Genomic DNA, 14,130 nt, shown 5'->3' with positions numbered 1-14,130 from the left:
GCGGGCAAAAAAGATGCGTCAAGATGGCGTGGCTGAATTTATCAGTGCTTCCTAAAGAGATACAGAAAGATGCCTTTGTTTTACGGAGGCATCTTTTTGATGTTATGGAAGCTCTGATAAATTCATCACCAACTCGGCGGACTTCTCTTTATCGGCGATTCCTTGTGCTTTGCGCGTTGCGGATAAAATGGCTTGTAGAATTTGGACGAATTGTTTATAATGTAAGAAGTTTATTGGCATAAAAGAGGATTGTTTATGAAGCGGTACACGCTATTCATTATACTGACCGCACTTCTTGTGAGCATCGTTGCCGCAAGTTCCGCATTTCTCTCGTCCTCTGCGCCACGTAGTGCGGGACGCCACTCCATGCAGGAGATCACGGCGTATACATCGCTTCCGTCGGAGATTGCGGGTGTGCTGTCCGAGGAATATGAAAAAGAGTACAATATTCGTGTGAACTTTGTTCAGCTGTCTCCCGAGCAGATTTTGAAACGTTTGCGGGAGCAGGCTCTTGGAGAGGGAGAGGGGAACAGTGCGCTTGTTCTGACGGATCGAGAGACGTTGGATCGTGCCGCTGCATCGGGCTATCTTGTTCCCTATATCTCCGAAAAGAGCGATCAAGTTTCGGATGTGTTTCGACACCCCAATCGCTACTGGACGGGGGTGTGGTATGATCCTGTTGTCTTTGCAGTGAATCAGGATTATCTGCGCACGCATCTCGATTTGCCGAACTCGTGGCAGCAGCTTGCACAGCAGCGGGACATCCGCATCGGTACGACGGATTTTATGGCGGCAGATGCGTCGTCAAATCTGCTCTACAGCATGATTGCCGAGTATGGAGATCAGCGTGCCTTTGAGATTTGGCGCAGGATTCAGCCGAAGATCATGCAGTACTCCAAATACCTGCATACGCCTGTACGGCAGGCAGGCATGGGGGAGGTCGACCTCTCCATTGCGGTACTCAGTGAGACACTGCGCTATGTGCATGATGACTATCCCATACGCATTCTCTATCCCGTGGATGGTACATCGGTTGTCATCTACGGCATGGGCATTGCCTTTCGTGCATCGGAGCGCGATGCGCACGCTGCCGAGGTCTTTGCGGACTGGCTGCTGACGGATGAGGCGCAGCTGGCACTCGCACAGCATCGCTTCTACTTGTTGACCACGAACCCGATGACACTGTCCTATCAGATGTTTGCAGGGAAGAATATCAACATTTTTAGAAATCGGCCGTATTTCAGCAAGGAGGAAAAGGAGATCCTTCTGGATCGCTGGATCAAAGAAGTACGGTTCTACGAAGAATAACGAAAGCCGGAGGAGAGTTTATCAGTGAAAGCGGGTTTTATCAGTCTCGGTTGTGCGAAGAATCTCGTTGATACGGAGGTCATGCTCGGCATTATGCGGGAGCATGGCATTGAGATCACCAATGAGCCTGCGGAGGCGGATATCCTGATTGTCAACACATGCGCCTTTATCCAGTCCGCAAAGGAAGAGTCCATTACAACCGTACTTGGCATGGCGGATTACAAGGAAACGGGACGCTGCCGCAGTCTCATCGTGGCGGGCTGTCTCGGTCAGCGTTATGGACAGCAGCTCCTTGACGAGATTCCAGAGGCAAATGCCATTATTGGTACGGGTGCGTGGAGCCGTATCATGGAGGTCATTCAGGAGACACTGAAAGGCCGTCGTCTCTTGATCGCGGGCAAGGATGAGACCATCTATGACGCCAAGACACCGCGTCTGCGCACGACACCACACTATACTGCCTATGTCAAAATTGCCGAGGGATGCGATCATCGCTGTGCCTTCTGTGCGATTCCACTGATTCGGGGCAGCTTCCGCAGCCGTACGATGGAGGACATTGTAACGGAGGCACGGGCACTTACAGAGAACGGTGTGCGTGAGATCGTCCTGATTGCACAGGACAGTGCAAACTATGGACTGGATCGCTATAAGAAGCCAATGCTTCCCACGCTTCTGCGGGAACTGGCGAAGATTGAAAAGCTCGCGTGGATTCGCGTTCTCTACAGCTATCCGAAATACTTTACGGATGAGCTCATCGATGTGTTTGCAAATGAGCCGAAGGTTGTCAAATACGTTGACCTTCCGCTTCAGCATGCACACAATGCAGTGCTGCGTTCGATGAACCGCCCCGATACGCGCGAAAGTGTGGAAAAGCTGATTCATAAGCTGCGTGAGCGCATTCCCGGCGTGGCGATCCGTTCGACCTTCATTGTTGGTTTTCCAGGAGAGACAGACACACACTATCAGACACTCCGTTCCTTTGTAGAGAAGCAGCGCTTTGACAAGGTGGGGATCTTTACCTACTCCGAGGAAGAGGATACCCCTGCGGCGACGATGACGCAGAAGGTTGCAGAGGAGGTCATGCAGGAGCGTTATCACGATCTGATGAGCCTCCAGAGCAAGATCTCCGAGGAGATCAATATCGGACTGGAAGGGCATGAAACAGATGTCCTGATCGAAGGCCGCGATACGGAGCAGCAGGCGATTGCGGTCGGACGCTCCTATCGGGAAGCACCCGAGGTGGACGGTCAGATCTACATTGAGGGGGATGCGGAGAGTCGTGTCGGCGATATTGTCCGCGTCCGTCTCCTGCAGGGATTTACCTATGATATTGTGGGTGAGAGGGTGCATTGATGGACAACGTACATGAACCACTGCCCGTGCGTGTGGGAAGGGAACTAGGGGAAGCCGGGATGACGATTTCCTGTGCGGAGTCCTGTACAGGAGGGCTTCTCACGAGTACGTTGACGGACGTTCCCGGCAGTTCTGCCTATGTGATGGGCAGTGTTGTGTCCTACTCCAACGATGTGAAATCCCGCATCCTTCATGTTGCGGAGGATACTCTTGCTGCATATGGTGCTGTTTCGGAGGAGACGGCGCGGGAGATGGCGGAGGGGATACGCCAGCTCATGCAGACAGATCTTGGCGTCAGTATTACGGGCATTGCAGGACCTGACGGAGGATCGGCGGAGAAGCCGGTCGGATTGGTCTATATTTCCGTTTCCGATCGAAGGGGGACGGTTGTTCAAAAGAATTATTTTCGCGGGACAAGACTTGAGAACAAGCGGGCGGCTGTGGATAAAGCCCTTGCTATGATAAGGGATGTACTGAGGAGCTCCTGATGATGAAGAGATATCAAAAAATAGCTGCGATGATCGCTGCTGCTGCATTTTTTACGGGGACACCGTACGCATTTGCGGAGGTGGGGGCACAGACAGGGCAGGAAGTTCCTGCAGTGAATGCTGCGACCCCTGAACTTTCCTATGCATATGAAAGTGCGGCATATGGCTATCGGATTATGTGTCCAAAGAAGCCTGTCGGCGTCATTCCGGCAAGTGCTCTCTTTGAGAATCGTGAGGGTGAGATCCTGATCTTTGATAATGAGGAGTATCATATCAAATATGCGTGGGTCGTTCTTGTGAATGCCTTCCCTGAGGAGGCTCTGCCAAATCTCAATACGGTGAGCCCTGAGGAGGCGGCAACGCTGCTGCAGAAGATTATGGGCAGCAACGGCTATGAGGGGATCATGCTGATGAACCTGACCGATAGCAACAAGGCGATCTTTGCCATGACGGCCAAAGAGGTTGAAATTGATGAGGATGGTGATGGTACGCCGGATGCTACGGCAACGGCGAGCAACCAGATGGCCGTGCTCTTCTTCCGTGGGGAAAATGGTGCGCGCTATGGGCTCGAACTCATTGACAATCCGGAGCTTCGTGCTTCTTCTGTCGATACTTTTCTGGCAGGAGGACGTACTCTGCACACATTGCAGTGAGCGGTTGTTTTCATAACGAGGGAAAACAAAAGGAGAAATACCAATGAAGATGTCATCAAAGAAAACAATGCTTACTGCCGCGGTACTTGTGACACTTTCCTCGGGGACGGCTTTTGCTGCTACGCCGGGAACGGTGGATTCGCAGGAACTCTTTCATGCGAACCGTCTGGTGACAGATCCTGCCAATAAGCCTGCAGTGGAGGAAAATGCTGCATCGGATCGCTATGAGGCATCCATATCTGCGCAAAAGAAAGAGCATGTGAGTACCACTGCACCCGCTCCACGTACGCAGCCGACACAGCCCGTACGACTCCGTTGGGAGAGTGTTGATACACGGATTGCCGCGCGCAATAACGATCCCTCATTTACGCTTGCCACACAGAAGGCAAAGCCTGTCATCATTACGGCAGAGGATATCCGTCGTGAGGAGAAGCAGGCGGCGAAAGAGGGACGCCCCGTGCAGGAACTGGTCGGGGATGTGAATATGAATCGCCCCGCTCCGCCGCCCATCCCAAGAAAGGCAGCTCCTGCAGAGGCACTGGATACGTCAACTGAGACGATGTCGGATATGCCGGTGAAGGAGACCGCTCCGAATCCCCCTGTGCCGGTACAGAGCCGTGCGCAGCAGCCATCCATGGGAGAGATCGTGCATACGCCGCCTGCAGCTCCTTCGCAGTCCGAACAGCAAGTGTATGCTGTATCAGCTGTGACAGATCCTCCTGCCAATGTACCGATTGAACGTGAACAGCGTCCTACGCGACCGCGCTATCAGCAGATGCCGCATGAACAGTTCTCTCTGACACCTCCTGCCGAGAACGGTGCTCCGCCCAAACAGCCGAATCGTTTCGGTGCGCTCGGGAGTACAGTGGAGCAGCGCCCCATTGCTGCTCCCGTCAAAGATGTGCCCCCATCTGTTGAACACTCCGTTCGTCCCGTAGGCGTTCCGGAGATGGCTCCCCGTCAGATTGTGCGGAACAATGGGGAGGATCTTGCCGGTGTTTCGGATGAGGTGCGCCGTCATATCCTCGCAGGACAGCTTGCGATGGAGGTTCAGCTCCAGCGCGACCCAAGTGTCGCGGGAATGCGTGCGATTACGAAGGTGCTTCGCGAGAATACGACGCTGACACGACTTCAAAAGATTGACTTCCTGATCGGATTTGGCCGTGCGCTGCACCAGAGTGGACTTCCGCGTCAGCAGGAGGCACTTCTCATCAAGACGATTGCGGAGGCTTTCTGATCACTGCGCAGTAGGATACGGGGGAGAACGATGAAGCATTTCAACATTGCTGTGATCGCAGGGGACGGTATTGGCCCCGAGGTTATTGCCGAGGGAAAAAAGGTGTTTAGCGGAATTGCCAAGATGGACGGGGGCTTTTCCGTCTCGTTTGAAGATTTTCCATGGGGATGCGAATACTACCTGAAAACGGGCGCGATGATGCCGGCGGATGGGCTGGATACGCTGAAGAATTTCGACGCCGTTTATCTCGGTGCAGTCGGATATCCGGGGGTTCCCGATCATGTTTCTCTTGGCGGTCTTTTGCTGCAAATTCGCCGAGGATTCGATGAGTACATCAATCTCCGTCCCGTGCGTCTTCTCAAGGGGGCTCCGTGCCCTCTCGCAGACGTATCCACGGACGATATCAATATGATTGTCGTGCGTGAGAACAGCGAGGGCGAGTACGCGAATGTCGGTGCGCATCTCTATGCGGGGACAGATCGTGAGGTAGCTCTTCAGACAGGTGTTTTTTCACGGTATGGCTGTGAACGTGTCATTCGCTATGCCTATGAGCTTGCACGCAGGGAGAAACGCTCCCTCACATCGATCTCCAAAGGAAACGCCCTCCGTTACTCCATGGTCTTTTGGGATGAGATCTTTGACGAGGTTGGAAAGGAATATCCGGACGTTGAGACGCACAGCCTCCTCGTCGATGCAGCAAGCATGTTCTTTGTCAAAGATCCGAAGCGTTTTGAGATTGTTGTGACAAGCAATTTGTTCGGCGATATCCTCACGGATCTCGGAGCGGCGATTGCAGGCGGCATGGGGCTTGCCGCAGGTGCGAACCTCAATCCTGAGCGGAAGTATCCGTCGATGTTTGAGCCGATTCACGGAAGTGCCCCTGATATTGCGGGACAGGGGATTGCCAATCCGCTGGCATCGATCTGGTCGATTAGTCAGATGCTCGACTTCCTCGGAGAACAGGAATGGGCGGATCGCGTGCTCGCAGCGATTGAGACCTTGCTCGTGGAGCGCAGGACACTGACCCCTGATCTTGGCGGCACGGCAAAGACTTCGGAGGTTGGCAGTGCAATCCTTGCGATATTGGAACGTTGAGCGTAAATTTGCGTAAGAAAAGCGCGAGGTTATCAAATCCTCGCGCTCTATTTACATAATGGATGGAGCGTACATAAGATGAAAGAGAAGCGCATACGAAAGGCTGTCATTCCTGCAGCAGGATACGGAACACGATTTCTTCCCGCCACCAAGGCAACGCCGAAGGAAATGCTGCCCATTGTGGACAAACCCACCATCCAGTACATTGTCGAAGAGGCTCTTGCGAGCGGTATTGAAGATATCCTTATCATCAGCGGACACGGCAAGCGTGCCATCGAGGATCACTTTGACTCGGCTCCTGCGCTCGAACATGAACTCGAGCGAAAAGGAAAGATGGAACTTCTCGATGTGGTGCGGGAAACTACGGATGTAAACGTCCACTATGTCCGTCAAAAGTATATGCGCGGATTAGGGGATGCCATTTTTTGCGCACGCAGCTTCGTCGGTGACGAGCCCTTTGCAGTTCTCCTTGGCGATGATGTCGTCCTTCACCCGGAGCGGTCGGCACTGGGGCAGCTCATCGATGTCTATGAGGAGCGCGGCGGCTCTGTGCTCGGCTGCCAGATGGTGGCAGATGAACAGGTATCCTCGTATGGCATTGTTGCAGGTGAGACGCTTGAGAATCCACGCCTCATGCGGGTTTTCGATATGGTGGAAAAACCTTCTGTCGATGAGGCTCCAAGCCGTATGGCCGTGCTCGGACGCTATATCATCAGCCCCGCGATCTTCTCCATTCTCAGTGAGACGAAGCCGGGCAAGGGCGGTGAGATTCAGCTTACAGATGCACTCAAGGTTCTCGCGCAGCGTGAGGCGGTCTATGCCTATGACTTTGAGGGAAAACGTTACGATCTGGGGGATAAACTCGGATTCTTGCAGGCAACGGTTGAGTTTGCCCTGCGCCGCGCGGATCTCGGTGCAGATTTTAAGGCGTATTTGAAAGCCCTTGTAAAGACGATGTGAGGCGATCGGTTTGCGAAAGGAAAATCAGGCAAATCTGGCACTTGCCGTCAGTGTACTTGGTGCTGTCGGGACAGCAGGGCAGGGGAGCTCCCTCCTCGTTTCAACGATTCATCACGGATTCTTGGCGGCGACCATCGGTGGTCTTGCAGACTGGTTTGCAGTCAAGGCGATCTTCGGGCGTCCGCTCGGCATATCGCATCGGACGGACATCCTTCGGCGCAATCGCACACGTATCATGGAGTCCCTTGTCCGCTTTTCTGCGGATGATTTGCTCAGCAAAAAAAATATCATGGATGTGGTTGAGCGCGAGAAGATCGGTGCGCTCCTTGTGGAGTATTTGGAGCATCGCGGTGGGCGTGAACGGCTGATTGAGGCGGTCACGGATATCCTCCGTCATGTTGCCTCCGATGTGGACAGCCGCGGCATTGCAAAGGAGCTTGCGCCCTACGTGATGCAAGCACTCCATGCGCTCCCTCTGGAGGAAAGTTTTGCCGAACTTCTGGATGTCCTGACGGAAGAACCCCATGCAGACCGCATCTTCAATATGCTTGTCCGCATGGGGCAGCAGCTCGTTCGGACACAGGTGTTTCAGGATATTCTGCGTGAGAACATTGATTCCATACGTACGGAATATGAACGCGACGGTATGATACGCGCCTTTGTCCTATCCTTCTTCGATGATGAAATGATTGCCGAGTGGCTGACGGGACGCCTTGAGGAGATTCTAACATCTGCGATGGAGGCAAATGACCGCCATCATAGGGATGGGGTTCAGGCACTTACCTCCTTCGTAGTGGGGCTGCGTTCGAATCCAAAGGTATATGAGGCACTTCATCGCTATAAAATCCATGTGATCGAGCATCTTGAGATCGAGAACATTCTTTCCGACATCATCGAGCATCGCATGAAGGGAAGCCATCCCTTTTGGGTGCCCTATCTCAAGGAGATTCTCCATGAGAAACTGGATGTATTCGTCCATTCGGAGGGCTGGCAGCATCGTGCAGACCGATGGCTGAAAGACCTTGCTGCCGCAGAGGTGGAGAAACATCATGAGATGATTGCGGACTTTGTCAGGGACTACCTGAATCAAAAGTCGGATGATGAGCTCATTGCCTTTGTCGAGGGAAAGGTGCGTACCGACCTGCAGATGATTCGTGTGAATGGTGCCATTGTTGGTGCATTTGTTGGCATGGGGTTGTCGCTCCTTGTAACACTCGCGGAAAGGATGTGGGGGCTATGACGCGAACGTGGAACAAGGCGGATACTGCACTCTTTTCTTCCTTTCTCCTTTTCCTGATCTCGCTTGCCCTGCATCTGCAGTTTCCGTCCGCACTCTGGACAGATGGGCTGCTCATGGTCAGTGAGGCGGCTCTGGTCGGCGGCGTTGCGGACTGGTTCGCCGTCACGGCACTCTTTCGGAAGCCGCTCGGCTTTCCGTATCACACGGCGATATTGCCACGTCGGCGAGACAGCTTGATCCGTGCGATCACCGTTATGGTACAAAAAGAATTTTTTTCACGACGGAAGATTTTTCGGCACATCGAGAAAATTCATCTGCTCCCGATGCTGCAGGCGTTTCTGCATAAAAAGGAAACGGAAGATCAGCTGACAGGTACGGTGCTTCATTTTATCCGTGCGGCATTCCTGCGCAAAAACAACAAAAAGGCAATTACCTATCTGTCGGCTCGTCTGAAACAGCTGCTTCTGCGCGAAGATCCATCGGAACTCATGAATCGCTTTGCTGTTTTGTCCGCTGCAAATGGCTGGGATCAGCAGGCCCTTTCACGAATCGTCTCGCTTCTTGCACGCGAGGTATCCAGCGAGGAAACGCGGCAGTCCATTCGTGATGCACTGGCAGAGCTCGAACGCGAAAAACTCGGGGACGGATTCCTGTCGCGTCTCCTTGAGGTGACCAATACAGTCAATCTGGACGAGGGGGCAGAACTGATTCAGCGGCATACCTGCCATGTGCTTGCTGAGTTGGGCAGGGATGATTCGCCACTACAGAAAAATGCCGTTGTCCTCATGCGGGATTGCCTATCGGATTTGCGTCAAGATGCAGAGTTGATGCACCTCGCCCGTCAGCTGCAGGAGCGGCTTGCGTACGAACTTCCGATTGATGAGACGATTGCACGTCTCTTCCGTGGAATGCGAAAGCACTTTCAGATGGACTTGAAGCGTGAAGTTGACCCGATCGCGGAGCATATGCCGGCGTTCTATACGCACCTGCAGACGATCCTCCATATTGAATATCAACACATGCTCTTGTTGGTTGAGGAGCGTCCGGAGCTTCAGAAGATCATTGCAAAGGTACTGTATGATCTCTTGGCACGTTCGGCACTTCACGCACAGACCCTCGTCGGTGTGATTGTAAGCAGCGTCCTTTCGCGTCTCACCGACGAGGAGCTGAATCATCTTATCTATGACAAGGTAGAGGAGGATCTGCTCTGGATTCGAGTCAATGGTTCGCTTGTCGGCGGATGTATCGGGCTGTTTCTCTTCATCTGCATGAACATCTTCTCGTAATGGAATCAGATGAAGTACATCAGATTTTCGTTGCTCTCCTCGCGATTCAGTGCGCTTAGAAGATCCTCCAATGTAATCGCATTCAGTGTCTCATAGATACTCTTGTCCAGTACATCGAAGACCTCACGGGCAAGAATATGATTGAGCTGATCCATCTTTTCAGACGCTGGTCCGGTTTTTTCGATCAGGGAGATCTCGATGGAGGCGAGAATATCATAGGCACTGATCGCGCGTGGATGACGCGCGAGCTGGTAGCCGCCCTGTGAACCCTTGATCGAGTTGACTAGCTTGCTGCGTTTGAGCAGGGAGAAAACCTGCTCAAGATAGATCTTGGAGATGCCGAGATGTTCCGATATGCTGATGATCGTGATGGGGGAGGAGGCATCGTAGTTGCGTGCAAGATACACCATTGCGGCAATGCCGTAGCGACCCTTTGCGGAGATCTTCATTGACTCATCCTCTTTCGTAAAACATAGTTATTCTATCAATATAATATGTTAAAAACACAAAAAAGTCAAACAAAAAATCCCTTCTCATAAGAGAAGGGGATTTTATATTGCAAAATATGGAGCGAATTAACGCTTCGAGAACTGGGATGCCTTACGTGCCTTCTTGAGACCGTACTTGCGGCGTTCCTTCTCACGCGGGTCACGCGTGACAAAACCTGCCTTCTTGAGGGCAGGACGCAACTCTGCATCCATCTCAATGAGTGCGCGCGTAATGCCGTGGCGAATTGCACCGGCCTGACCGGATGCACCGCCGCCGGATACGTTGGCAATGACATCGTATTTATCGACCGTCTCCGTCAGGTTGAGCGGCTGACGAACGATCAGCTCGAGGGTCTTGAGACCGAAGTATTCTGCCATCTCACGACCGTTGATCGTAACCTTGCCGTCGCCCGGAACGAGGCGAACGCGTGCAACTGAGGTCTTGCGGCGACCCGTGCCGTAGTAAGTGACTTGTGCCATCGAACAGATTCCTCCTTTTACGAAACTCAGCGAATATCAAACGCCAACGGTTCGGGCTTCTGTGCTGCGTGGGGGTGCTCGGGACCGACGTAAACATTCAGCTTACGGAAGATCTCTGCGCCAAGACTGTTCTTCGGCAGCATACCCTTGACAGCGTGTTCGATGACGCGGGTCGGGAAACGATCGAGCATCTGACCGGCAGTCGTAAAGGTCGTGCCGCCCTGATAGCCGGAGTGACGGAAGTAGGTTTTGTCCGTCAGCTTCTTTCCCGTGAACTTGACTTTTTCAGCATTGATAACGATGACATAATCGCCGGTATCAACGTGCGGCGTGTAGATGGGCTTGTTCTTGCCGCGCAGAACCTTTGCAATCTCTGCTGCAAGACGACCGACCGTCTGATTCTCGGCGTCTACAACATACCACTTGCGTTCAATATCGGCGGCTTTTGCCATAACCGTTGTTTTCACGTAATTCCCCCCTATGAGAGTAAGAGCATTCAATATGTAGAGTTGATGCAATATCCACTCATGCTTCCGGGGCTAATGGACACATGAAAAATATCACACGTCGCTATTCTAAAAAATTTTGACCGGAATGTCAAGGCATTTTATCCATTGCGTGCTTTACTTTTTCCGCAATGCCGCACATTTTTTTCTTTGGCACGGAGCAAGCCGCAATACGTACGCCCATTTTCAGAGGCACAGCGAAAATGAGATCCTCGTGAAGCAGGTTGCAGACCGCCTGCGGATCTGCGGCAGGAATAGCGAGGAAGAAACCGCCCTTATAGGGGAGTGCGGGAAGTCCGCACTGTGCCGCTTCCTGCATAAAGATATCGCCGCGCTCCTGCACAAGGTGATAGAGTGCATCTCGTTCCGCCTCGTACGAGGCATAGGCAGTCTTGTCCTGCTGGATACGCGTCAGGAGGGTCATTGCCCCGCGGTTGATGTTCGACCACGTCGCGCGTGCCGCATACTTGCTGATTTCACCGAATTCGTCAATGACTGCCTTGCTTGATGAGAGTGCAATCAGCGCACCGCAGCGCTGTCCGTAGAACGTGTATGCCTTGGACATGGAGAAGGCAAAGAGCGTCAGGATGTTTTCCGGCAGATTGGAAAACTTCTGCATAAAGGCGCGTGCTTCGTGCTTTTCTCCCGCAAAGTCGATGTAGGCGATGTCGACGAGCAGATGGATTTTCTTTCCCGCGGCGGCGTGTTTCTTCACGCAGTCCAGCACATGATTCCAGTCCTCGGAGGAGAGGCTATACCCTGTCGGATTGTGCGCCGGCGTATTGAGGATGATGAGCAAGCTCTCCTGCTTCTTGAGGAGTGTGTCAACCGATGCAGCAAATGCCGTATGGTTGAAGTTGTTTGCCTCATCAAAGAGTTGGAAGTTTGTCACAGAGGCGCCGAGTTCCTGACAGATGACATTGTACGTTCCCCAGAACCAATCTGAGGTGAGCACCTGATCGCCCTTTTCCACATAGTTGTCGACAGCGGTACGCAGTGCGCCCGTTCCGCCTGCGGTTGCAATCGCGCCAAGATATCCTGCGGGACGGTTTCCGGCAAATGTGATGTCGATCGCCGCCTCTAGATACTCCGGAAGCCCCGAAATCGGTGCGTAGGCAATATAATCCTCAATGGGCAGGGAGCGGAAGACGCGCTCGACCGTGGGGAGATGGGCAAGTTTTCCGGCGTCGTCCATCACCGCTCCAATGGTTGCGTTCACAACGCGTTCCTCGCCGTGTTCGGCGATTGCGGCGCGGCATGCCGCAGCAGCACCGAAAATTGCGTCCTTCAGTCTCCTTGATGCCGCGTGTGATGCCGCCATCTGAATAGCCATGTGTATACGCTCTCCTTTTCGTTTTGAAAGCACGGATTATTGAAACCCTCCGACGGAGCGGCAGGGCTTCAATAATCCGTGCTTTCCCTAAAATGCACTATGATGATAGCGCGTTGTTCTGTTTATGTCCACAGGATATGTGGGTGTATACAAGTATTCTTATGCGTTCGGGAAGAACTCATCGTGAATGCGGTTGACTGCATCCTTCACACTGCCGCCCTTGATGAGGCAGGAGATGCTGATCTCCGACGTGCTGATGATCTCAATGTTGATATCTGCGCTCGAGAGTGCGCCAAACATGCGCGAGGCGATTCCGGGGCTGCCGAGCATTCCTGCACCGACAATCGAGATCTTCGCAACATCGTTGTCGATGGCGACGGCAGATGCTTTGATTTCTGCAGAGATGCCCTCGACGACCTCTTTTGCTTCCTCTGCATCGATGGTGGCGACGGTAAAGACCATATCCGTCATATTGGATTCGGCACTGCGAATGCTCTGTACAATCATATCCACGTCGATGTTGGCATCTGCAAGCGCAGAGAAAATCTTGTGTGCGACACCGGGAACATTGGAAACACCGAGAACCGTGATCTTGGAGACCTGCTCGTCATGCGTGACACCGCGAATGATAAAGGACTTTTCTTCCACTGTATATTCCTCCCTAATGATGGTACCCGGCTCCGAGGTAAAGGTTGAGCGAACGTGAATGGGGATGCCGTAGAGCTGCCCCATCTCGACAGAGCGCGGCTGCATGACGCCCGCACCAAGACGCGCCATCTCAAGCATTTCGTTGTAGGTGATCTCCTGCATACGGCGTGCACCCTTGGCAATGCGTGGATCTGCGGAATAGATCCCATCGACATCCGTGAAGATCTCACAAGTATCCGCACCAATTGCACCCGCTATCGCGACAGCGGAAGTATCTGAGCCGCCGCGCCCGAGGGTCACGGGATTGCCTGCCGCATCCGTGCCTTGGAATCCTGCAATAACAACAATATTGCCCTTGTTCAGTTCCTCGTGTACGCGTTCCGGCTGAAGTCCGAGGATGCGTCCCTTCGTATGCGCGCTGTCAGTCCTCATGCCTGCCATTGCTCCCGTAAGGGATATGGCAGGATGCCCCAAGGAGCGGAATGCCATTGCAAGGAGTGCGATGGAAACTTGCTCGCCCGTCGTCATGAGCATATCCATTTCACGCGCATACTGATAGGGGCTCTCCACAACCTCACCCGCGAGGGCGATGAGATCATCCGTTGTGTCGCCCATGGCTGAAACAACCATGACAATGCGATCATCGGGGGCTTTCTCACTCAGGATTCGCTTTGCTACATTTTTGATTTTTTCAGGCGTAGCCACCGAGCTCCCGCCAAATTTCTTTACAATTAGTGCCATATAATGTCCCCCTATGGTATTAAGATGATTCCCATAATGGTGAATGCTGAACGCATTATAGCGTAAAAATGAATCACTGTCTAGTAAGGAGCGTATTGATGGGCAGAGGAGATCGATAAAAATATGACCTTACTCCATACAGCGCACAGAGTAAGGTCATATAAAGGAAGCACTGATAAATTCAGCCGCGCCATCTTGATGCATCTTTTTTGCCCGCACTGTGTCGGCAAATCTCCACATAGCTTTGGCTATGCGTCCGATTTGCCTCCTTGTTCGGACGAAAAAATCTACGCCAATCTGACGGACTTCATTTT

At 52.9% G+C, this 14,130-nt stretch carries 14 protein-coding genes and 1 pseudogene; 10 read left to right on the top strand and 5 right to left on the bottom strand.

Annotation, left to right across the window (positions count from 1 at the left end):
- The 10 genes and pseudogenes from ACO6BQ_RS09490 to ACO6BQ_RS09445 all read left to right on the top strand — a co-directional run.
- Positions 1-242: pseudogene (locus ACO6BQ_RS09490) on the top strand (hypothetical protein); the annotation flags it as partial.
- Between the two features lie 13 nt (positions 243-255).
- A complete protein-coding gene (locus ACO6BQ_RS09485) occupies positions 256-1,308 on the top strand; it encodes an ABC transporter substrate-binding protein (RefSeq protein ID WP_489120625.1) in 1,053 nt (350 codons plus the stop codon).
- Positions 1,309-1,332: 24 nt separating this feature from the next.
- Positions 1,333-2,661, top strand: a complete 1,329-nt coding sequence (gene rimO, locus ACO6BQ_RS09480; protein WP_489120624.1) for a 30S ribosomal protein S12 methylthiotransferase RimO — start codon at positions 1,333-1,335, stop codon at positions 2,659-2,661.
- Positions 2,661-3,149, top strand: coding sequence for a CinA family protein (locus ACO6BQ_RS09475; protein WP_489120623.1), 489 nt, complete (start codon positions 2,661-2,663; stop codon positions 3,147-3,149). Before rimO ends, ACO6BQ_RS09475 begins: the two co-directional genes overlap by 1 nt.
- Positions 3,149-3,802, top strand: coding sequence for a hypothetical protein (locus tag ACO6BQ_RS09470; RefSeq protein ID WP_489120622.1), 654 nt, complete (start codon positions 3,149-3,151; stop codon positions 3,800-3,802). Before ACO6BQ_RS09475 ends, ACO6BQ_RS09470 begins: the two co-directional genes overlap by 1 nt.
- A 43-nt stretch (positions 3,803-3,845) precedes the next feature.
- Positions 3,846-5,039, top strand: a complete 1,194-nt coding sequence (locus tag ACO6BQ_RS09465; RefSeq protein ID WP_489120621.1) for a hypothetical protein — start codon at positions 3,846-3,848, stop codon at positions 5,037-5,039.
- 30 nt (positions 5,040-5,069) lie between these two features.
- Complete coding sequence (locus ACO6BQ_RS09460; protein ID WP_489120620.1) at positions 5,070-6,134, top strand: tartrate dehydrogenase; 1,065 nt, start codon at positions 5,070-5,072, stop codon at positions 6,132-6,134.
- A 78-nt stretch (positions 6,135-6,212) separates the two neighbouring features.
- Positions 6,213-7,094, top strand: a complete 882-nt coding sequence (gene galU / locus ACO6BQ_RS09455) for a UTP--glucose-1-phosphate uridylyltransferase GalU (RefSeq protein ID WP_489120619.1) — start codon at positions 6,213-6,215, stop codon at positions 7,092-7,094.
- A 10-nt stretch (positions 7,095-7,104) separates the two neighbouring features.
- Positions 7,105-8,334, top strand: coding sequence for a DUF445 family protein (locus tag ACO6BQ_RS09450; protein WP_489120618.1), 1,230 nt, complete (start codon positions 7,105-7,107; stop codon positions 8,332-8,334).
- Positions 8,331-9,620: a DUF445 family protein gene (locus ACO6BQ_RS09445; protein WP_489120617.1), complete on the top strand. Its 1,290-nt coding sequence runs from the start codon at positions 8,331-8,333 to the stop codon at positions 9,618-9,620. Before ACO6BQ_RS09450 ends, ACO6BQ_RS09445 begins: the two co-directional genes overlap by 4 nt.
- 5 nt (positions 9,621-9,625) lie before the next feature.
- On the opposite strand, the gene ACO6BQ_RS09440 is transcribed toward ACO6BQ_RS09445, so the two are convergent.
- The 5 genes from ACO6BQ_RS09440 to ACO6BQ_RS09420 all read right to left on the bottom strand — a co-directional run bounded on the left by ACO6BQ_RS09440 (position 9,626) and on the right by ACO6BQ_RS09420 (position 13,816).
- Positions 9,626-10,069, bottom strand: a complete 444-nt coding sequence (locus ACO6BQ_RS09440; RefSeq protein ID WP_489120616.1) for an RrF2 family transcriptional regulator — start codon at positions 10,067-10,069, stop codon at positions 9,626-9,628.
- Positions 10,070-10,195: 126 nt separating this feature from the next.
- Positions 10,196-10,588 carry a 30S ribosomal protein S9 gene (gene rpsI, locus ACO6BQ_RS09435; RefSeq protein WP_006691995.1) on the bottom strand — a complete coding sequence of 131 codons (393 nt, stop codon included), beginning with the start codon at positions 10,586-10,588 and terminating at the stop codon, positions 10,196-10,198.
- Positions 10,589-10,614: 26 nt separating this feature from the next.
- A complete protein-coding gene (gene rplM / locus ACO6BQ_RS09430) occupies positions 10,615-11,040 on the bottom strand; it encodes a 50S ribosomal protein L13 (protein WP_489120626.1) in 426 nt (141 codons plus the stop codon).
- A gap of 145 nt (positions 11,041-11,185) precedes the next feature.
- Positions 11,186-12,427 (bottom strand): pyridoxal phosphate-dependent aminotransferase, encoded by a 1,242-nt coding sequence (locus tag ACO6BQ_RS09425; protein ID WP_489120615.1) that lies wholly within the window; start codon positions 12,425-12,427, stop codon positions 11,186-11,188.
- 159 nt (positions 12,428-12,586) lie between these two features.
- On the bottom strand, positions 12,587-13,816 hold the full coding sequence (locus ACO6BQ_RS09420; RefSeq protein WP_489120613.1) for an aspartate kinase: 1,230 nt from the start codon (positions 13,814-13,816) through the stop codon (positions 12,587-12,589).
- Positions 13,817-14,130 lie beyond the last annotated feature (314 nt).

The organism is Centipeda sp. (in: firmicutes), assembly GCF_057271695.1.
The sequence above is the reverse complement of the archived record's forward strand: the minus strand, read 5'-3'. Positions and strand labels throughout refer to the sequence as shown.